Origin of the sequence: uncultured Nocardioides sp. (genome assembly GCF_947489365.1) — a bacterium.
Lineage (GTDB): Bacteria > Actinomycetota > Actinomycetes > Propionibacteriales > Nocardioidaceae > Nocardioides.
The window spans coordinates 84609-105422 of sequence record NZ_CANLDB010000007.1; the positions used below are offsets into that span (position 1 = coordinate 84609).

The 20814-nt window shown below is 74.5% G+C and carries 14 protein-coding genes; 4 read left to right on the forward strand and 10 right to left on the reverse strand.

Annotation, left to right across the window (positions count from 1 at the left end):
• Positions 1 to 66 precede the first annotated feature (66 nt).
• Entirely contained in the window at positions 67 to 2034 is a 1968-nt protein-coding gene (locus Q0858_RS17635; RefSeq protein WP_299057225.1) for a helix-turn-helix domain-containing protein, read from the reverse strand.
• Positions 2034 to 4721, reverse strand: a complete 2688-nt coding sequence (locus tag Q0858_RS17640; RefSeq protein ID WP_299057228.1) for a DNA translocase FtsK — start codon at positions 4719 to 4721, stop codon at positions 2034 to 2036. Before Q0858_RS17640 ends, Q0858_RS17635 begins: the two co-directional genes overlap by 1 nt.
• 357 nt (positions 4722 to 5078) lie before the next feature.
• Between Q0858_RS17640 and Q0858_RS17645 the strand changes: the two genes are divergently transcribed.
• From Q0858_RS17645 to Q0858_RS17655, 3 genes are read left to right on the forward strand one after another with little or no spacing between them, the layout of a single operon-like run.
• Positions 5079 to 6113 carry a 3-oxoacyl-ACP synthase III gene (locus tag Q0858_RS17645; protein WP_299057231.1) on the forward strand — a complete coding sequence of 345 codons (1035 nt, stop codon included), beginning with the start codon at positions 5079 to 5081 and terminating at the stop codon, positions 6111 to 6113.
• Positions 6110 to 8695, forward strand: coding sequence for an alpha/beta fold hydrolase (locus Q0858_RS17650; protein WP_299057233.1), 2586 nt, complete (start codon positions 6110 to 6112; stop codon positions 8693 to 8695). Before Q0858_RS17645 ends, Q0858_RS17650 begins: the two co-directional genes overlap by 4 nt.
• A 4-nt stretch (positions 8696 to 8699) precedes the next feature.
• Positions 8700 to 9695 carry an NAD(P)-dependent oxidoreductase gene (locus Q0858_RS17655; RefSeq protein WP_299057236.1) on the forward strand — a complete coding sequence of 332 codons (996 nt, stop codon included), beginning with the start codon at positions 8700 to 8702 and terminating at the stop codon, positions 9693 to 9695.
• 282 nt (positions 9696 to 9977) lie between these two features.
• Here Q0858_RS17655 and Q0858_RS17660 read toward each other — a convergent pair whose 3' ends face one another.
• The 4 genes from Q0858_RS17660 to Q0858_RS17675 form a co-directional block, all read right to left on the reverse strand.
• Complete coding sequence (locus tag Q0858_RS17660) at positions 9978 to 11441, reverse strand: phospholipase D-like domain-containing protein (protein WP_299057239.1); 1464 nt, start codon at positions 11439 to 11441, stop codon at positions 9978 to 9980.
• A 9-nt stretch (positions 11442 to 11450) separates the two neighbouring features.
• Positions 11451 to 13136 carry a ribonuclease J gene (locus tag Q0858_RS17665; RefSeq protein ID WP_299057242.1) on the reverse strand — a complete coding sequence of 562 codons (1686 nt, stop codon included), beginning with the start codon at positions 13134 to 13136 and terminating at the stop codon, positions 11451 to 11453.
• A 22-nt stretch (positions 13137 to 13158) separates the two neighbouring features.
• The gene (gene dapA, locus Q0858_RS17670; protein WP_299057245.1) at positions 13159 to 14067 is read right to left on the reverse strand and encodes a 4-hydroxy-tetrahydrodipicolinate synthase; all 909 of its coding nucleotides are present in this window, start codon (positions 14065 to 14067) and stop codon (positions 13159 to 13161) included.
• A gap of 79 nt (positions 14068 to 14146) precedes the next feature.
• The gene (locus Q0858_RS17675) at positions 14147 to 15073 is read right to left on the reverse strand and encodes an LLM class F420-dependent oxidoreductase (protein ID WP_299057248.1); all 927 of its coding nucleotides are present in this window, start codon (positions 15071 to 15073) and stop codon (positions 14147 to 14149) included.
• 55 nt (positions 15074 to 15128) lie between these two features.
• On the opposite strand from Q0858_RS17675, the gene Q0858_RS17680 reads away from it, so the two are divergent.
• On the forward strand, positions 15129 to 17402 hold the full coding sequence (locus tag Q0858_RS17680) for a PQQ-binding-like beta-propeller repeat protein (protein WP_299057250.1): 2274 nt from the start codon (positions 15129 to 15131) through the stop codon (positions 17400 to 17402).
• Here Q0858_RS17680 and Q0858_RS17685 read toward each other — a convergent pair.
• The 4 genes from Q0858_RS17685 to gcvT all read right to left on the reverse strand — a co-directional run bounded on the left by Q0858_RS17685 (position 17344) and on the right by gcvT (position 20772).
• The gene (locus Q0858_RS17685) at positions 17344 to 17865 is read right to left on the reverse strand and encodes a dihydrofolate reductase (protein WP_299057253.1); all 522 of its coding nucleotides are present in this window, start codon (positions 17863 to 17865) and stop codon (positions 17344 to 17346) included. The two genes, Q0858_RS17680 and Q0858_RS17685, sit on opposite strands and share 59 nt — an antisense overlap.
• A complete protein-coding gene (locus Q0858_RS17690; RefSeq protein ID WP_299057256.1) occupies positions 17865 to 18668 on the reverse strand; it encodes a thymidylate synthase in 804 nt (267 codons plus the stop codon). Before Q0858_RS17690 ends, Q0858_RS17685 begins: the two co-directional genes overlap by 1 nt.
• Positions 18669 to 19333: 665 nt before the next feature.
• Entirely contained in the window at positions 19334 to 19591 is a 258-nt protein-coding gene (locus tag Q0858_RS17695) for a hypothetical protein (RefSeq protein WP_299057259.1), read from the reverse strand.
• Positions 19592 to 19644: 53 nt separating this feature from the next.
• Positions 19645 to 20772, reverse strand: coding sequence for a glycine cleavage system aminomethyltransferase GcvT (gene gcvT / locus Q0858_RS17700; RefSeq protein ID WP_299057262.1), 1128 nt, complete (start codon positions 20770 to 20772; stop codon positions 19645 to 19647).
• Positions 20773 to 20814 lie beyond the last annotated feature (42 nt).

Consider the following 20814-nt stretch of genomic DNA (forward strand, 5'->3'; position numbering starts at 1 on the left):
GGCCGGGCCGGGTCCGCCCCAATGCGCGGCCCGGCCGTCTGCTCGGGCCCCGGTCCTCCGCGGGGCTCAGCGCGGGACCAGGGTGTCGCTGGCGGGCTGACCGGCCTCGCCGAGGCGACCGTTGTCGCGGCCGTCGAGCGTGGTCTCGATCGCCCCGCCGTCGGAGGACTCGATGCGGACCGGCGGCGCGAGCTCGAGCTCGGTGCTCTCCCCCATGGCGAGGTCGCCGGTGTACTGGATGTCACCCTGCCCGTCGGTGATCGTGACCGTCGCGCCGCCGGCCACGGCGGTGACGACGAGCGGCACCGGCTCGGCGACGGGGGCCGGGGACGCGGGCCCGGCGGACCCGTTGAGCGACGGGACCGGGGCCAGGTCGACCGGGTCGTCCAGCACGAGGCGGGCGATGGACCAGGCGAGCACGACGACCATCACCGCGGCGACGAGCACCGTCCACGACGGCCCGCCGCGGGTGCCCCGGATGGAGCCGTGCGAGCCGGTGGCCAGCTCGGCCGCGAAGACGCGGCGCGGGTCGATCGGGGCGTCGGAGTAGCGCTCGTCGTACCGCGCGAGCAGCGGGGCGGCGTCCACGCCGAGGACCCGCGCCAGGGTGCGGAGGTGGCCACGGGCGTAGAAGTCGCCGCCGCAGGGCGCGAAGTCGTCGACCTCGATGGACTCGATCACGTGGGGCCGGATGCGCGTGCGCTCGGCGAGCTGGTCGACCGACAGCGACAGCCGGGTGCGGGCGGCGGCGAGCTCGGGCCCGACGACGGGGTCCGCGGCGGGCTCCACGTCGAAGTCGTCGATGGCCAGGGGCTCGACCGGGGCGCCGCCCCGGGCGATCGGGCGGACCCGGGCGCCCCAGACCTCGTCGTCACCGACGAGGTCGACGCTGCCCGGACGCCGCAGCTCGCGGACCTCGGGCAACGCGCCGGCCGTCTCCGTCCGGGTCGCGACGGGGTCGGCGTGGCGGACCTCGCTGCGCGCGGCACCGCGGCGGTCACGGGCCGGCTCGGGGGTCGCGGTGACCTCCTCGGTGTCCTCGACCTCGTGGTCGACCTCGTGCTCGACCTGGTCGCCGACCGCCGGTCGGGACTCCTCGCGGTCCGCGGCATCGCGGTCCTCGACCCCGCGGTCGTCGTCGCGGTCGTCGTCGAGCTCGTCGCGCTCGTCGTCGCGGTCGGACAGCCAGGCGATGAACCGGGCGATCGTCGGGCGGGGGTCGCGGACGCGGCGCTCGGCCGGGCCCTGCCCGTCGTCCTCGGTCGGCTCGTCCTGCTCGAGGGGCTCGTCACGGTCCAGGGGCTCGAGCGGCTCGGGCTCGGCGACCGGGGCGACGGGGGTGGTCGCCGCCGCGGTGGGCTCGGTGACGACCCGGGGCTCGGCGTCGGGAGTGACCTCGACGACCTGGGTGTCGGAGCCGGCGAGGCCACGGAGGACGTCGCCGACCTCGTCGGCGGAGACGCCGGACAGGCGGGTGGAGAGGCTCAGCGGGACGGCGAACGGCGCGCCGTGGAGGCGCGCGGCGACCCCGGCGTGGCGGCGGCCCGAGCGGTCGAGGCCCTCGAGCAGCGGGGTGGTGGCCCGCGGGACCAGGACGATCCGGCCGTCGCGGCCGAGGCCGCGACGGGGGTGGTGCTCGATGCGGTCGAGGCCCCGCCAGGGCAGGCCCTCCCAGGTGCGGCCGAGGCGGACGCGGACGCCGTGGGCGTCGGCGACGAGCAGCGGCGTCCGGGCGTCGAGCAGGCTCCACAGCCAGGCGACCGCGAGGACCGCGGTGACGCCGGTGAGCGCCCAGTCCAGCGGCGCGCCGGTCGTGGTGGCCCGCCCGAGGTAGGCGATGGCGACCGCCGCGGCCACCACCCCCACGACCCCGGCGAGAACCCGGTTGCGCCGGACCTCGACCACCCGTGGCTCCGGTCGCTCCGCGGGGCCGTGGGCCCGCGAGCCCTCGCCCTCGCCGTCGACCGCCGTCATGGAGGTCGCGGGCGCACCCGTGGTGACCCCGTGGTCCTCGAACCGCTCTGCTGCACCCATCACTGCTCTCCCTGCACCGTGGCGATGACGCCGTCGACCTCGTCGGGCTTCACGAGCACGTCCCGCGCCTTGGAGCCCTCGCTGGGCCCCACGACGCCACGGCTCTCCAGGATGTCCATCAGTCGTCCGGCCTTCGCGAACCCGACGCGCAGCTTGCGCTGCAGCATCGAGGTCGAGCCGAACTGCGTGGAGACGACGAGCTCGATGGCCTGGACCACCAGCTCGAGGTCGTCGCCGATGTCGTCGTCCAGCTCGCGCTTGGACGTCGCGGCGACGGTGACGTCCTCGCGGTACGTCGGTGTCAGCTGCTCCTTGCAGTGCGCGACCACCTGGGCGATCTCGCCCTCGGTCACCCACGAGCCCTGCACGCGGACCGGCTTCGAGGCCCCCATCGGCAGGAACAGGCCGTCACCCTGGCCCACGAGCTTCTCCGCGCCCGGCTGGTCGAGGATGACCCGGCTGTCGGCCAGCGAGGAGGTCGCGAACGCGAGCCGCGACGGCACGTTGGCCTTGATCAGGCCGGTGACGACGTCCACCGAGGGGCGCTGGGTGGCGAGGATCAGGTGGATCCCCGCGGCCCGCGCCAGCTGGGTGATGCGGACGACGGCGTCCTCGACGTCGCGCGGCGCCACCATCATCAGGTCGGCGAGCTCGTCGACGACGACGCAGAGGTACGGGTACGGCGTGAGCTCGCGCTCGCTGCCCGGCGGCACCTCGACCTTGCCCGCACGCACGGCGCGGTTGAAGTCGTCGATGTGGCGGAACCCGAAGTTGGCGAGGTCGTCGTACCGCATGTCCATCTCGCGCACGACCCACGCCAGCGCCTCGGCGGCCTTCTTCGGGTTGGTGATGATCGGGGTGATGAGGTGCGGGATGCCCTCGTAGGCGTTCAGCTCGACCCGCTTGGGATCGACCAGGATCATCCGCACCTCGTCGGGCGTGGAGCGCATCAGCACCGAGGTGATCATCGAGTTGATGAAGCTCGACTTGCCGGAGCCGGTGGCGCCGGCGACCAGCAGGTGCGGCATCTTCGCGAGGTTCGCGACGACGAAACCGCCCTCGACGTCCTTCCCGAGCCCCGCGACCATCGGGTGGTGGTCGCCGCGGGCGACGTTCGAGCGGAGCACGTCGCCGAGGGAGACGATCTCCTTGTCGAGGTTCGGGATCTCGATCCCGATCGCCGACTTGCCCGGGATGGGCGACAGGATCCGGACGTCGGCGCTGGCGACGGCGTACGCGATGTTCTTGCTCAGCGCGGTGACCTTCTCCACCTTCACCGCGGGGCCGAGCTCGACCTCGTAGCGGGTGACCGTCGGGCCGCGGGTGTAGCCGGTGACGGTGGCGTCGATGGTGAACTCGCTCATCACCTGCGTGAGGCGGTCGACCACGGCGTCGCTGGCCTTCGACCGCGCCTTGTGCACCGAACCGGGCTTCAGGACCTCGTGGTTCGGCAGGGAGTAGGTGACGTCGCCGGACAGCGCGAGCTGCTCGACGCGCTGCGGCAGGTCCGCGTGCGGCGGCGGCTCCAGGTCGACCTTCTCCTCCGGCTCGGCCCGCGCGCCGGGGCGGCGGCGGGGCGAGGTCGGGGTGGGCTCGGCGGCCACGAGGTCGAGCGCGGGGTCCACGGAGGCGTGCCCGTCGTCGGGGGCGACGTCGGCCACGGCGTCCGGGGACCCGGTGGCCGGCCCGTCCCAGTCGTCGTCGAGCTCCTGCGCGACGTCGAGGGGGTCGCGCCCGGTACGACGACCGCGGCGGGGGGTGGGCTCGGCGAGCACCGGCGAGTCGTAGGCGGGGTCGCCGTCCCAGGGGTCCAGCTCGGGCTCGTCGTGGTCGTGGCGGTCCGCGCCGGGGGTCATGCCCATGAGGCGCTCGTAGCCCTCGCGCAGCCGCGTCGGCACCCGGTGGACCGGGGTGGCGGTGATGACGAGGAGACCGAACAGGGCGAGGAGGACCAGCAGCGGCACCACCAGGTACGGCGTCCGCAGCAGGTCGAGCAGCAGGCTCGCGACCACGAAGCCGACGGCGCCGCCGCCCTCACGGAGCGGGGTGGCGTCGCCGAGCACGGGCTGCGGGTCGCCCGCGGCGATGTGGACGACGCCGAGGACGCCGAAGGCCAGCGCGGTCCACCCGATGACCTGGCGGCCCACGGGGCCGTTGCGCTCGGGGTCGCGCATCGTGCGCCAGCCCATCGCGACCAGCATCAGCGGCACGAGCCAGCCGACGGTGCCGACGGAGCCGGTGACGATCGTGCGGACCAGCTCCATCGCCCCGCCGGGCAGCTGGAACCAGACGCCGGTGGCCACGACCAGCGCGAGGCCGACCATGAGCAGCCCGGCGCCGTCGCGGCGGTGCTCGGGCTCGAGCTCGCGGGCGCCGTGGCCGGCCCGTCGCACGACGGAGGCGACGGCGGTGGCCGCACCGCTCCAGAGGGCGGCCAGGGCGCGGAGGACGACGCCGAAGAAGCGGGCGACCGGTCCGGGGCCGTTGCGGACCGCGCGCGGCGGCACCCGCTTCGGCGCAGGACGCTTCGCCGGGGGGCGCTTGGACGCCGGGGTCTTGGTGGTCGTCCCCCGGGTGCGGGTGCTCGCTCCTCCCGCCGTCGACGACCGCGACCGGGTGGTCGCCGACGTGCCGGAACGGGTGCTCGAGCTCCGCGACCCCGACGGGGAAGACGTACGGGTCGCCATGGAAACCGACCCTAGGGGTTCGTCACACCAGTCACACGCTTCACACGCGTGTGTCGGCCGACCTGTCTGTCACAGCCTGTGTCCGGGGTCGCGGACGGGCTGGTCGAGCAGCCCGCCGGCCCCGGCGCGCCTCGTCCCCTGCGGGTCGAGGCCGCCGTACGACGCCCGGCGGTCTCGACGACGCGGACTCGCTGCGCTCGTCTGCTGCTCGACCAGCTGAGGAGCTCCCGGCGGCCCGGATCGGTGCACGCGTGTCGGCTACCGGGGGGTACGGCCCCGGAACGAGGCGTCGGGCGGTGCCCTGCGTACGTTCGAGGGGCCGACACCCAGGCACATCTCCGACGTCAGGACCCATCCGTGTCCCTCAACTCGACCCACCACTACACCCGCGCCTCCGTGCTCGCCGTCGAGCGCGTCGAGGCCCCCGTCCGTGTCACGTCCGCCGAGATCGACGACCGCCTCGTCGACGTCTACCGCCGCACCCGGATGCGGGGCGGGCTCCTCGAGGGCCTCGTCGGCATCCGCGAGCGCCGCTGGTGGGGCACCGAGGAGGGCGATGCGGACTTCGTCGCCGGCGCCGTCGCCGCCGGACAGGCCGCGATCGCGGCCAGCGGGGTGGCCACCGAGCGGATCGGGCTCATGGTCAACACCTCGCTCAGCCGCCGCTGGCTCGAGCCCGCCACCGCCGTGGTCATCCACGACGGCATCGGCCTGCCGACGTCCTGCCAGAACTTCGACACCACCAACGCCTGCCTCGGCTTCATGAACGGCATCGAGATCGCCGCGACGATGATCGAGACCGGGATGATCGACTACGCGCTCGTCGTCGACGCCGAGGACTCCCGCCCCGTCTCCGAGGCGACGATCACCCGCCTCTCCGACGACGTGTCCACGTCCCGCGACGTCATGGCCGAGTTCGCCGCCCTGACCCTCGGGTCCGGTGCCGTGGCGATGGTGCTCGGGCCGGCCGAGGACCACCCCGAGGGCCACCGGGTCGTGGCCGCCGTCAGCCGCGCCGGCACCGAGCACAACCAGCTCTGCGTCGGCGACAACGAGTCGATGGTCACCGACCTCAAGGGCCTGCTCGAGGCCGGGCTCGACCTGTCCTCGGCGCTCTGGGACGAGGCCGCCGCGCCGCACGGCTGGGACGCCGGGATGGACCGCTACGTCATCCACCAGGTCTCCCAGGTCCACACCGACGCCCTCTGCGAGCGTCTCGGCATCGACAAGGACCGGGTGCCACGCTCCTTCCCCGAGTTCGGGAACATCGGGCCCGCCTCGGTGCCCTTCACCCTCGCCGGGGAGAGCGACTCCCTCTCCCGGGGCGACCGGGTGCTGCTCATGGGCATCGGGTCCGGCCTGAACGCCTGCTGCCTCGAGCTGGCGTGGTGAGCGCCGTGCGCACCGTCGGCACCGGCCCCCTCCCCCACGCCCTCCCGGGCCTCGACCCCACCTGGTCGCGCACGGTCGTCGTCCCCGACGGCCGCGGCCGCGAGCGGACCTGGCACCTGCTCGACAACGGTGCCGAGCCCGTCCACGGCACTCTGGTCTGCGTCCACGGCAACCCCACCTGGTCCTACCTGTGGCGGGGCCTCCTCGGCGGGGTCCCCGCCGGCTGGCGCGTCATCGCGCCCGACCAGCTCGGGATGGGCTACTCCGAGCGCCTCGGGGACGACGAGGAGCCCTGGACCGTCGCCGAGCGCGTCGCCGACCTCGGCCGCCTCACGGACGCCCTGGGCGTCGACGGCCCCGTGGTCAGCGTCGGTCACGACTGGGGCGGGATCATCTCGCTCGGCTGGGCCCTCGACCGCCGCGAGCGCGTGATCGGCGCCGTCGTCGGCAACACCGCCGTCGCCCAGCCGCCCGGTGACTTCGGCCCGCCGCTGATCCGTCTGGCCCACACCCCCGGCGTCCGTCCGTTCGGATGCGTCGCGACCCCGATCTTCGTGCGCGCCACCTCGGCGCTGTCGTCGCCCGCGCTGCCGAAGGACGTCCGCGACGCTCTCGCCCTGCCGTACGGCGACGCGCACCGCCGGCGCTCGGTCGGGGACTTCGTGGCCGACATCCCGTTCGCGCCCGGCCACCCGTCGTACCCGGTCGTGGCGGGGATCGCCGAGGACGTCAAGAACCTCGACGTGCCCGCCCTGATGATGTGGGGGCCGCGGGACCCCGTGTTCGGGGAGCGGTACCTGCGCGACCTGCGCGACCGGCTGCCCCGGGCGCGGGTGCACCGCTTCGAGGGCGCCTCCCACCTCGTCACCGAGGACGCCCCGGAGCACGTGGACGCCGTCGCCGCGTTCCTCGACGACCTCCTCGACCCGCCCGCCAGCGACGACGCCCGCCCCGCCGCCGAGGGGTCCGGCGACCGGATGTGGACCGCTCTCGAGGCCCGCGCCGACGACGACGCCCTCGCCGTGGCCGCCGGTGGCGGCACCGTCTCCTGGCGCGACCTCGCGTCCCGGGTCGCGGCCCTCGCAGCCGGCCTCCGCGCCGCCGGGGTGCAGCCCGGCGACCGGATCGGCCTCCTCGTCGAGCCGTCGACCGACCTCACCACGATCGTGTACGCCGCGTGGCGGGCCGGCGCGGTCGTCGTCGTGGCCGACAAGGGGCTCGGCTTCGCCGGCATGCGCCGCGCGCTGCGTGGCGGGACGCTCGACCACGTCGTCGGGCACCGCACCGGCCTGGCCGCCGCCCGCGCCATGGGACTGCCCGGCTCGCGGATCTCGGTCGAGCCGCTGCCCGCCCCCGTCGCCCTCCTGCTCGGCGTCTCCCAGGACCTCGAGGGCCTCGTCGCGCTCGGCGCCGGGGCCGAGGCGCCGCCCGAGCCCGACCTGGACGCCGACTGCGCGATCCTGTTCACCTCCGGGGCGACCGGTCCTGCGAAGGGCGTCGCCTACACCCACCGCCAGGCACGCGCCGAGGTCGACCTGGTCCGCGCGACGTACGACCTCGGGCCCGACGACGCGTTCGTGGCGGCCTTCGCGCCGTTCGCGCTGTTCGGACCGGCCTTCGGGATCGCCTCGTCCGTCCCGGCCATCGACGTCACCGCGCCGCACACGCTGACCGCCCCGCTGCTCGCGGACGCCGCGTCCGCCGTCGACGCGACCGTCGTCTTCGCCTCCCCCGCCGCGCTGCGTCGGGTGGTCGCCACCCGCGACGACCTCACGGACCCCCAGCGTACGGCGCTCGCCGGCGTCCGCCTGCTGATGTCGGCGGGCGCGCCCGTGCCGCTGCCCGTGCTCGAGCAGGTCGCCGAGGTCGTCCCCGGCGCCGCGCTCCACACGCCGTACGGGATGACCGAGGCGCTGCCCGCCACCGACGTCTCCCTGGCCCAGATTCGCGAGGCCGGTCCGGGCGAGGGCGTCTGCGTCGGACGCCCCCTCGCCGGCGTCCGGATCGGGGTCGTGCCGTTCGGGCGGGAGTCCGACGGACCCGTCGAGCACGCCCTTCCCGAGGGCGGGACCGGCGAGATCTGCGTGAGCGCCCCCCACGTCAAGGACCGGTACGACGACCTGTGGCTGACGCAGCGCCGGTCGGCGTCGTACGTCGGGTGGCACCGCACCGGCGACGTCGGCCACCTCGACGACGAGGGCCGGCTGTGGGTCGAGGGCCGCCTCGGGCACGTCGTCCGCACCGCCGACGGGGTCGTGACCCCGGTCGGGGTGGAGCAGCGCGCCGAGTCCGTGCCGGGCGTCTCCGCGGCCGCCGCGGTCGGCGTCGGTCCGGAGGGCACGCAGCAGCTCGTGGTCGTGGTGGTCCCGGACGGCGCCTCCTCGCGCCGTACCGGCCCGCGTGGCCCGATCGGGGTCCGCGGCGCGGACCTGGACCTCGCCGACGCGGTCCGTGCGGCCGTCGGCACGCCGGTGGCGGCGGTGCTGGCCGCCGACCGGCTGCCGCTGGACGTGCGCCACTCCTCCAAGGTCGACCGGTCCGAGGTCGCGCGGCAGGCCGCGCGGTCGCTGGCGGGGCGCTGAGGTCGTGAGGGTCCTCGTCACCGGGGCCTCCGGGCTGCTGGGCGCCACCACCGCGCGGGCCCTCGCCGCGCGCGGGGACGACGTCACCGTGATGCAGCGCCGGCCCTCGGGTCTCGCGGACGCGGGGCTGCGCGAGGTGCTCGCCGACCTCGGCGACCCTGCCTCCGCGGGGCTGGTCCGGGGGGCGGCGCGGGGGCAGGACGCGGTCCTCCACCTCGCCGCGAAGGTCGACGTGGTCGGCCCGGCCATCGACTTCGAGCGCGCGAACGTCGGCGGCACCCGTGCCGTCGTCGACGCCTGCCGCGCCGAGGGCGTGGGGCGTCTCGTCCAGGTGTCCTCGCCCTCGGTCGCCCACGCCGGCGACGCGCTGGTCGGGGTCGGCGCCGGACCCGCCGACCCGGCCTCCGCCCGCGGGCACTACGCCCGCACCAAGGCCGTCTCCGAGCTCCTGGCGCTCGACGCGGACTCGGCGACGACCGGGCTCGCCGTGCTGGCCGTCCGCCCCCACCTGGTCTGGGGGCCGGGCGACACCCAGCTCGTCGCGCGCCTGGTCGAGCGGGCCCGCGCCGGACGCCTCCCGGTGCTCGGCGCGGGCACCGCGCTCATCGACACCACCTACGTCGACGACGCCGCCGACGCGCTCGTGGCGGCGGTCGACGCGTGCGGGGTCTCCGCGCGGGGCGAGGCGCTGGTGGTCTCCGGCGGCGAGCCGCGGACCGTCGCCGAGATCCTGACCAGGGTCTGCCGCGCCGCCGGGCTTCCGGCCCCTCGCCTCCGCCTCCCCGTCCCGGTGGCCCGCGCCGCGGGGGCCGTCGTCGACGGCGTCTGGGCGGCCACCCGTCGTACGGACACCCCGCCGCTGACCCGCTTCCTCGTCGAGCAGCTCACCACCGCGCACTGGTTCGACCAGCGCCGCACCCGCGAGCTCCTCGCCTGGACCCCCGCCGTCGGCCTCGACGAGGGCTTCCGCCGCCTCGCGGCGTCGTACGGCACCACCTGACGGTCGCGTCGGGCCCACGAAACCCCGACCTGGCGGGCGGAACTTCGTGGGCCCAGTCGGGGTTTCACCAGCCAACCCGTGAATCCAGAGGCCGCGGGAACTCCTGTGACAGGTGAGGTCCGGGCGCGTTCGCCGTCCGGCCGGCCCCACGACCGGGCCCACGAAACCCCGACCTGGCGGGCGAAACTTCGTCAGCCCAGCCGGGGTTTCACCAGCCGACCCGTGAAACCTGAGGCTGTTGAGGCCCGTGTGACACGCGCGACGACGGCGCCGCAACCCCCGTCACATCAGCGACGACGCGAGGCGACAGACGTTGTCGACGTACCGGGTGCGGAGGGGCTGCCGGCGCCACTCGGCGAGGGTGAGCTCGCGGGAGACGGCGAGGTACTCGGCGTCGCTGGCGAGCAGCCGGTCGACGAGGTCGCCGCCGAAGCCGAGGAGCATGATCTCGTAGTTCAGGGCGTACGAGCGGTAGTCCATGTTCGAGGACCCGATGACGCCGACGTGGCCGTCGACGGTCATGTACTTCGCGTGCAGCACCGCCGGCGCCGGGTAGAGGTGCAGGTGGACGCCGGCCTCGAGCAGCGTCGTGTAGTACGACCGCTGGGCGTGGCCGACGACGAACTGGTCGGCCTTCTCCCCCACGAACAGGTCGACGCGCACACCCCGGTACGCCGCCGAGGTGATCGCGGTCAGCAGCGCCTCGTCGGGCACGAAGTAGGGGCTCGTGATCGACACCGACCGCAGCGACTGGTGCACCAGCTCGGTGAACATGCGCAGGTTCGGCTCGGTCGGGAAGCCGGGTCCGGACGGCACGAGCTGCATCGCGTCGTACCGCCCGCCGATGCGCCGGGACTCGTGGTCGGTGAAGAACAGCTCGGGCGCGAGCCGCTCCCCGGTCTCGGCGAACCAGTCGGTCGAGAACACCGCCTCGACCGCGGTCACGATCTCCCCGCCGACCTGGATCGTCAGGTCCTTCCAGAAGCGGCCCACCGTCGCGTTCTTCTCGCTGCCGTACGACGGCCCGATGAGGTTGTGCGACCCGACGAACGCCCGGCGCCCGTCGACGACCAGGAGCTTGCGGTGGTTGCGCAGGTCCGGGCGGCGCCACTGCCCGCGCAGGGGCTGGATCGGCATCATCAGGTGCCAGTCGACGTCCGCCTCGGTGAGGCGGCGCTGCAGGGCCTTGAACCCGTCGTACGAGCGGGAGCCGAGGTGGTCCATCAGCAGCCGGACCTCGACGCCCCGGGCGCGGGCCGCGACCAGTGCGCTGAAGACGGGGTCGGTGACCTCGTCCCAGCTCGCGATGTAGAACTCGACGTGCACGAACCGCTCCGCGGTGTCGATCGCGGCGCCCATCGCGACGAACGCCGCCGCAGTGTCGCCGTACGTGCCCTCGTCGGAGCCGACGACGCACGGCAGGCCGGTCAGGGTGCGGTTCATCCGCAGCACCGAGGTGAGGCCGGCGCCGGGCGCGGCGCCGTCCGGGACGCCCGGCATCGCCATCGTGTGCTCGATCAGCAGCCGGTTGGCCTCGGTCTGCAGCTCGTGGCGGCGACCGGTGACGAACGGGCTGCCGATCATCCAGTACAGCGGCAGCCCGACGACCGGGATGAAGAAGATGGCCATCAGCCACGCGGAGGACGACCCGGGGTTGCGACCCTCCGGGACCGTCCCCACGGCGGCGATCTTGACGACGTACTCGACGACCAGCAGCGTGCTGGCGACGATGCTGGCGACGTCCACGGCCGCAGGCTACGACTCGATGACCACCGGGATGATCATCGGACGACGCTGCAGCGACTTGTTGACCCAGCGGCCGACGACGCGGCGCACCGTCTGCTGGAGCTGGTAGGAGTCGCGGACCCCCTCGGCCACCGCCGCGTCGATCGCGTCGATGATCGGCTGGCGGATGTCGTTGAAGCGCTTGTCGTCCTCGGCGAGCCCGCGGGCCTGGATCGTCGGGCCGGCGGCCACCTTCCCGGTCACGGAGTCGACGACGACGATGACCGAGACGAAGCCCTCCTCGCCCAGCACGCGGCGGTCCTTCAGCAGCGACTCGGTGAGGTCGCCGACCGAGGAGCCGTCGACGAACACGTAGCCGCAGTCGACCTTGCCGACGACCGTCGCGACGCCGTCGGCGAGGTCGACCACGACGCCGTCCTCGGCCATGACGACGTTCTCCACCCCGGTACGACGGGCCAGGTCGCCGTTGGCGCGCATGTGGCGGTACTCGCCGTGGATCGGCAGCACGTTCTTCGGCTTGACGATGTTGTAGCAGTACAGGAGCTCGCCGGCGCTGGCGTGGCCGGAGACGTGGACCAGGGCGTTGCCCTTGTGGACCACCTCGGCGCCCCAGCGGGTCAGGCCGTTGATGACGCGGAAGACGGCGTTCTCGTTGCCGGGGATCAGCGAGCTGGCGAGGACGACGGTGTCGCCCTCCTCGATGTGCACGAAGTGGTGGCTGCGCTGCGCGATCCGCGACAGCGCGGACAGCGGCTCGCCCTGCGAGCCGGTCGAGACCAGCACCTGGCGCTCGGGCGGCAGCTTCGCGAGCTCCTTGGCGTCGACCATCACGCCCGGCGGCACCGTGAGGTAGCCCAGGTCCTGCGCGATGCCCATGTTGCGGACCATCGAGCGGCCGACGTAGGCCACCTTCCGGTTGTTCGCGACCGCGGTGTCGAGGATCTGCTGCACGCGGTGGATGTGGGAGGCGAAGCAGGCGACGATGATCCGCTGCTTGCTGCGCGCGAAGACCCGCTCGAGGACCGGGGTGATCTCCTGCTCGGAGGTCGTGAAGCCGGGGACCTCGGCGTTGGTGGAGTCGGTCATGAACAGGTCGACGCCCTCGTCACCGAGCCGCGCGAACGCGTTGAGGTCGGTGATCCGGCCGTCGAGCGGCAGCTGGTCCATCTTGAAGTCGCCGGTGTGCAGCACCGTGCCGGCGCCGGTGCGGATGACGACCGCCAGCGCGTCCGGGATGGAGTGGTTGACCGCGACGAACTCGAGGTCGAACGGGCCGAAGGAGACGGTGTCGCCCTCCTTGACCGGGTGGTGGACGGTCTCCTTCAGGCGGTGCTCGCGCAGCTTGGGCCGCACCAGCGACAGCGTCAGGTTGGAGCCGACCAGCGGGATGTCGCCCCGCTCGCGCAGCAGGTACGGCGTCGCGCCGATGTGGTCCTCGTGGCCGTGGGTCAGCACCAGCGCCTCGACGGCGTCGAGGCGGTCCCGGATGGGCTCGAAGTCGGGGAGGATCAGGTCGACGCCGGGGTGGTGGTCCTCGGGGAACAGCACGCCGCAGTCGACGAGCAGGATGCGGCCGTCGTACTCGAAGGCCGTCATGTTGCGGCCGACGTCGCCGAGGCCGCCGAGGGGGATGACGCGCAGGGCGCCGGGAGCGAGCGGTCCGGGTGCGGACAGCTCGGGGTGGGTGTGGGTCATGGGTCCTTTCCAGGAACGTGGCTCAGAGGAGCCCGGCGCCGACCAGGCTTGCGCGGAGCGCAGCCACCTCGTCGTCGTCGAGCTCGACCAAGGGGCCGCGGACGCGGCGGTTGTCGAGCACGCCGAGCAGCTGCAGCCCGGCCTTCGCAGTGGTGGCGCCGTAGTTCGCGACGCCCATCACGGCGTCGACGGCGGGCAGGGTGGCGGTGTACGCCGCGAGCGCGGCGGCCGTGTCGCCGGCGAGCCAGGCGTCGACCATCGCGCGCAGGCGCGGGCCCACGACGTGGCCGACGACGCTGACCATGCCGACCGCGCCGTGGGCGAGGTAGCCGAGGTTGAGGGCGTCCTCGCCGGAGTAGACGGCGTAGCCCATCTCGCGCAGCCGCACGCTGCGGGGCAGGTCGCCCGTGGCGTCCTTGACCGCGACGACGGGCTCGAGCGCGAGGGCGGCCTCGTAGGTCTCGAGGGCGATCTGGGTGGCGGTGCGGCCCGGGACGTCGTACAGCATCACCGGGACGTCGGTCGCGCCGACGACGGTCCGGAAGTGCTGGAGGATCCCGGCCTGGCCGGGCTTGGAGTAGTACGGCGCGACGAGCAGCAGCCCGTCGGCGCCGACCTTGGCGGCCTGCTCGGCGAGCTCGACGCTGTGGGCGGTCGAGTTGGTGCCGACGCCGGCCACCACGACGGCCTCGTCGCCGACGGCGTCGCGGACGGCGGCGAGGATCTCGCCGTCCTCGGCGACGCTCGTGGTGGGCGACTCCCCCGTCGTGCCGGACACGACGACACCGTCGTGGCCGGTCGCCACGAGGTGCCGCGCGATCGCGGCGGTGCCGTCGAGGTCGACCGAGCCGTCGGGGGCGAAGGCGGTGGCCATCGCGGTGAGCACGCGACCGAACGGTGCTCCAGGGTCGGAGAGGGTCGCAGCGCTCATGGTCCTCAGGCTATCTCCGGCCGCCGACAACCCCCGACACCGGCGCGCACGCCGGCTGACGCGCCGACTCGCACCCGGCTCACACGTGCGGCATGACCTCCGCGGCGACGAGACGGAGGTGGTCGAGGTCACCGAGGTCGAGGACCTGCAGGTAGACGCGGTCGCAGCCGGCGTCGGCGTACGCGCGGAGCCGCTCGACCGCCTGCTCGGGGGTACCGGCGACGCCGTTCTCGCGCAGCTCGTCGGGCTCACGGCCGATCGACGCGGCACGGCGGGCGACCTCGGCGTCGTCCGCGCCGACGCACAGCACCTGCGCGGCGGACCACTGCATCGTGGCGGGGTCGCGCTCCGCGCTCTCGCACGCCGCCCGGACCCGGTCGAACGTCTCCCGGGTGGTCGCGAGGTCGCTGAAGGGCACGTTGAACTCGTGGGCGTACCGCGCGGCGAGCGCCGGGGTCCGCTTCTTCCCGCGGCCACCGATGATGATCGGCAGCGACTCCTGGACCGGCTTGGTCAGCGCCGGGGAGTCGACGACCTCGTGGGCGCGGCCGGCGTACGAGAACGTCTTCTGGGTCGGCGTGGCCCACATGCCGGTGAGGATCGCGAGCTGGTCGGTGAGGCGGTCGAACCGCTCGCCGAGGGTGCCGAACGGGATCCCGTACGCCGTGTGCTCGCCCTCGAACCAGCCGGCCCCCAGCCCGAGCTCGACCCGGCCGCCGCTCATCTGGTCGACGCCCGCGACGGTGACGGCCAGCGGTCCGGGGTGGCGGAAGGTGGCGCTGGTGACCAGCGTGCCGAGCCGGATCCTGGACGTCTCCCGGGCGAGCCCCGCCAAGGTCGTCCACGCGTCGGTCGGCCCGGGCAGGCCGTGGCCGTCGCCCATCGCGAGGTAGTGGTCGGAGCGGAAGAACGCGCCGTACCCCTCGGTCTCGGCGGTGCGGGCGACCGCCAGCAGGTCGTCGTACGTCGCGCCCTGCTGGGGCTCGGTGAAGATGCGCAGCTCCATGCGCCCCAGCCTGCCAGCCCGTTTGGCCGGGCCTCGCGCGGGACAGGATCAGCCCGTGACCGCCGCCCGTCCCCTCGTCGCGCTGCTCGCCGCCCTCGCTCCCGCCCTGGTCGCGTGCAGCGCGGTCCCGTTCCCCGGTGACGACCTCCCGGAGCTCGCGGACCTCGAGCCGGCCTGGGAGGCCGACGGCGTCGCCCCGTACGTCACTGGCGACGGCGAGCCCCCCGCGCTGTGGCGCACCGACGACCTGCTCGTCGTCGTCAGCGCGCCCGTCCGGGAGAACCTCGTCACCGTGACGGCCCTGGACGCCGGCGCCGGCACGGCAACCTGGACCGCGAGCCTCGACGGCACCCTCTGCGGCACCTCGTCCGACGTCACCGACGACGGGCTCGGGGTGATGCTGTTCCGCCCCGACCCGAACGCCGAGTGCGTCGGCGTCGCCGCCCTCGACACCGCGGCGGGCGAGGTGGCGTGGACGACAGAGCTCGAGGTCCCCCGTCGGCTCGGCCGGGACCGGCAGGCGATCGTCCCCGGGGTGGGGGTCGGCGAGACCTCCGTCAACGCGACCGCCGGCTGCGGCCGGGTGACCCGGCTCGACCCCGCCGACGGCACCCCGCTCGAGACCGTCGGCGCCCTGCCGGGCGGTTTCGGCTGCTCGGGCCCCGGCGGGGTCGGCGGCAGCCTCGTCGCCTGGACCGAGGGGCGGGGCCGCGACGCCGTGACGATCCTGCGCGACACCGACTCCTCGGGTCCGGACGCCGTGCTGTGGCGGCGTCCGGCCGCGGGCGTCGTCGAGGCCGTCCCGTCCACCGACCCGCTGCTCCTGGACCGCTCGGACGCGACCGGCCGCCTGCTGCGCGCCGTCGGACCGGGTGGCGCCACGACCGACGTGGGGCTCCGCATGGGCTACGGCGTCGGCGGCTTCACGACCACCGCCGCGGCCGACGACGTGGTGGCGGGCCGCTACGACACCGCGGAGGAGGTCGTCGCCCTCGACGTCGCCTCCGGCGACGTCGCCTGGACCCGCCCGCAGGTCCGCTACGGGCCCCAGCGGCGACTGGTCGGCGCGTGGGACGACGAGCTGGTGTGGGTCCAACCCTTCTCCGACCCCGACGCGCCCGGCGAGGACCGGGTCTGGGTCACGACGAGCGACCCGCGCGATCCGGACTCCGGACGCACCCTCGGGTCGATCACGACGGGTTTCCTGGGCGTCGGGGACCAGTGGACCGTCGCGGGCGACCTGCTGCTCAACTCGAGCTCGAGCCGGACCACCGCCTACGACCTCGCCGCCGCCGAGCCCGGCGCGACCGACGGCGTCGAGGAGGTGCCCGCGGCGTACGCCGACGACATCGACGACAGCCTGGACTGGGCCGAGGACGACGTCCGACCGGTGGAGGTGATCGGCGCGTGCCGCGCCGTCTCCGACGCGACGCTGGCGGCGATCGGACTGAGCACCGAGCTGCCGGAGCCCGCCGACTGCCGGTGGACCGAGTCCACGCCCGGTGGGAGCGCGAGCCTCGACGTCACCGTCACCGCCGCGACCCCGTCCTCGGAGGGCAGCGCGGCCGACTCGGCGTCCGACCAGGTGACCGGGACCGAGCCTCCGTTCGGGGTCGCGCGGGAGGTCGACCTGGGCGACGGGGCCACGCTCGTCACGGACGGCGGCGTCGTCGCCCCCACCCCGACCGAGGAGTCCGCGGCCACCGCGTTGCTCGAGGTCCGCCGGGGCAACGTGGTGGCGACGGTGACCCTGACCTCCTCGGGCACGTCCTCCGAGCGGCCGCGGCGCCCCCCGCTGGAGCGCCTCGAGACCCTCGCGGCCGAGGTGGCCCGCGACGTCCTGGACTCGGTCGACGTCGACCTCGAGGTGGCCGCACCGGAGGACGACGGGCCGGCGACGGCCGCCCCGACGGGCGGCTGCGCGGACTCCCCCGCCCTCGCGCGTCTCGTGCCGGACGGCGTGGCCCTGCCCGTCCGTGCGTCGTCCGACGGGCGGATCCGGATCTGCGAGCGACGATCCCGGGGCGGCGGACCGTACCCGGACGCCCGGACCCGCGTGAGTGCCGAGGCCGTCGGCCCCGGTCTGGGCAGCACCGCGGTCGAGGCGGCGACCGCCCGGCTCGACGCCGCGGGTGGCCAGGTCGTGGACGGGCCCGGCGACCAGGCCGTCCTCGTCGACGGCGGCACCTACCCCGACGCCCGCACCCTGCTGGTGCGCGCCGACAACCTCGTCGTCACCGTGGCCGCCGAGCGGGACGACGACGGGGAGATCAGGCTCGACGACCTCCGTCGGGTCGCGGCCCGGCTGCTCGCCGACGCACGAGGGTGAACCCCTCCCGGGCCTCCCGGGAGACCTCCACCCAGGCGGCGGCGTCGTACGCCGGGAAGCGGACGTCGCCGTCGGGCTCGAGGTCGATCTCGCTGATCAGCTGCTCGTCGGTGAGGCCGTCACGCCCCAGCACCGCGGCGTAGACCGCCGCCCCGCCGGCGACGTACAGGTCGGTGCCGGACGGGACCTGCGCGAGGGCCTCGTCGAGGGTGTGCGCCACGAGGACGCCGTCGGCGCGCCAGCCCGCGTCGCGGGTGAGGACGATCGTGGTCCGTCCGGGCAGCGGGCGGCCGATGGAGTCATATGTCGCGCGCCCCATGAGCAGCGTGTGCCCGGTGGTGGTGGCCTTGAAGTGCGCGAAGTCGGCGGGGACCCGCCAGGGGATGTCCCCGTCGGCGCCGATGACGCCGTTGCGGGCGACGGCGGCGATGAGGACGACGCGGGTGCCGTGCTCGGACGCCATCAGACGGCGATGGGGGCCTTGATGCCCGGGTGGGGGTCGTAGCCCTCGACCGCGACGTGCTCGAGGTCGAACGCGTCGAGCGCGGTGACGGACGGGTCGAGCCACAGCGTGGGCAGGGCCCGCGGCTCACGGGTCAGCTGGAGGCGGGCCTGGTCGAGGTGGTTGGAGTACAGGTGCGCGTCGCCGAGGGTGTGCACGAAGTCGCCCACCCCGAGCCCGGTGACCTGGGCGACCATGTGGGTCAGCAGGGCATAGCTGGCGATGTTGAACGGGACGCCGAGGAAGACGTCGGCGCTGCGCTGGTAGAGCTGGCAGCTCAGCCGGCCCCCGTCGGTGGGGTCGACGTAGAACTGGAACATCGTGTGGCACGGCGCGAGCGCCATCGACGGGATGTCGGCGACGTTCCACGCCGACACCACGTGGCGCCGCGAGTCGGGGTCGGCGCGGATGGCGTCGACGACCTTCGCGAGCTGGTCGACGTGGCCGCCGTCCGGGGTGGGCCAGGAGCGCCACTGCGCGCCGTACACAGGCCCGAGGTCGCCGTCAGCGTCCGCCCACTCGTCCCAGATCGTCACGCCGCGGTCCTGGAGCCACCTGACGTTGGTGTCGCCCCGGAGGAACCACAGCAGCTCGGCGAACACCGAGCGGGTGTGGACCTTCTTGGTGGTGACCAGCGGGAACCCCTCCCGCAGGTCGAACCGCATCTGGTGCCCGAACACGCTGCGCGTGCCCGTCCCGGTGCGGTCCGACTTCTCCACCCCGTGGCTCAGGACGTGGTCGAGGAGGTCCAGGTAGGCGCGCACGCGGCCAATCTAGTGCCGCCCACCGACGCCCCTCGACCGCCGCACCGGACGTCGAAGAGACCCGGAGCGCCGCAGGAGCGCAGGGACGACGAGACCCGGCGACCCGAGCAGCGGATGTCAGCGTGTCGTCCCTGACGCACGCGGTAGATCAGGGACGACACACAGGTCGACGACCAGCCCCCGGGGTCTCGTGGCTCCTCGCCGGGGCTCGTCGCACCTCGACCTCCGGGAGGCCGGAGGTCGAGGTGCCCCGGAGCGCCGCAGGAGCGCACGGGCGACGAGACCCGGCGACCCGAGCAGCGGCCGACACCGTGTCGTCCCTGACGCACGCGGCAGGTCAAGGACGACACACGGGTCGACGACCAGCCTCCGGGGTCTCGTGGCTCCTCGCCAGGCTCGTCGCACCTCGACCTCCGGGAGGCCGGACGTCGAAGGGACCCGGAGCGACGCAGGAGCGCAGGGGCCAGGAGACCCGGCGAGATGACCGCAGGTCGTCAGCGTGTCGTCCCTGACGCACGCGGCAGATCAAGGACGACACACAGAGGTCGACGACCAGCCTCCGGGGTCTCGTGGCTCCTCGCCAGGGCTCGTCGCATCTCGACCTCCGGGAGATCGGAGGTCGAGGGCCACGAGGCCCGGTGAGACGAGGTGCGGCCGGACTGGCCTCAGACGCTCAGCGACATCGGCCCGTAGACGCGTCGCTCGAGCTCGAACAGCGTCACGGCCGCGACGCCCTCGTCGGCGAGCTCGCGCCAGACCTCGCCCACCCATGACTCGGCGTCGCCCTGGGTGGGGAAGCGTGCGCCGGCGTGGGTCTCACCCACGGCGACCTCCGCACCGGAGGCGTCCTCGAGACGCCACCACCAGGGCCGCTCCGCCGGTGTGGGCGGGCGGAAGGTCGGCGGCTGGTCGGGCAGCGTCATGCCCGCAGGCTACGCGGGACCACGGACACCACCGGGGACCGGCGAGGGAGACCTCAGGACCGCACGGACGTGTCCACGAACGGCGGGCGGACGACCTCGAACGGCTGCGGGCGACCGCGGACGTCGACCTCGACGACGGCGCCGTCCTCGATGCCCCGCCCGGTGGCGAGGTAGGCCAGCCCGACGCCGACCTTGAGCGTCGGCGAGAACGTCCCGGAGGTCAGCTCCCCCACGACCTCCCCGTCGAACGACACCGCCATGCCCGGGCGCGGGATGCCGCGCCCGACGGCGCGCAGGCCGCGCAGCGACCGCGACGCCCCCGCCTCGCGCTCGGCGCGCAGGACGGCGTCGCCCCAGAACCGGGGCTTGTCCCAGCCGATCGCCCACCGCATCCGCGCCTGCACCGGCGTCGTCGCGAGCGAGAGGTCCTGGCCGTGGAGGGGGTAGCCCATCTCGGTGCGCAGCGTGTCCCGCGCGCCGAGCCCGGCCGGGGTCAGCCCGTGCGGCTCGCCGGCGGCGACGAGCGCGTCCCACAGCGCCCCCGCGTCGGCGGCCGGGACGACGAGCTCGTAGCCGTGCTCGCCGGTGTAACCGGTGCGGCAGACGACGAGGTCACCGTCCCCACCAGGCACCGGGGCCTCGACGAAGCTCATGTAGTCGTGCCCGGTCGGCAGCCCGACGGCCTCCAGCACGGCCGCGGACGACGGGCCCTGCACGGCCAGCACCGCGTAGTCGGCGTGCTCGTCGTCGACGCGGACGCCGTCGGGCGCCTCGGCGACCAGGCGTCGTACGACCTCGGCGGCGTTGGCCGCGTTCGGCATCAGCAGGAGACGCTCGTCGGAGTGCAGGTAGACGATCAGGTCGTCGACCACGCCGCCGGTCTCGGGGTCGCAGCACAGCGTGTACTGCGCCTGGCCCGGGGCGATGCGCCCCAGGTCGTTGCTCAGCGTCGCGTTCACGTACGCCGCCGCCCCGGGCCCGGTGACCTGGACGGTCCCCAGGTGGCTGACGTCGAACAGCCCCACCCGCTCGCGGACCGCGGTGTGCTCGGCGACCACGCCGGTGGCGTACTCGAGCGGCATCTGCCAGCCGCCGAACGCCGCGACCTTCGCGCCCAGGGCGACGTGGCGGTCGTGCAGCGGGGAGGGCTGGAGGGTTGTTGCGTCGTCGGCGTCGTCCACAGGCGGCGACGCTAGCGCAGCCCCTCTCCCCTTAGGCTCGTG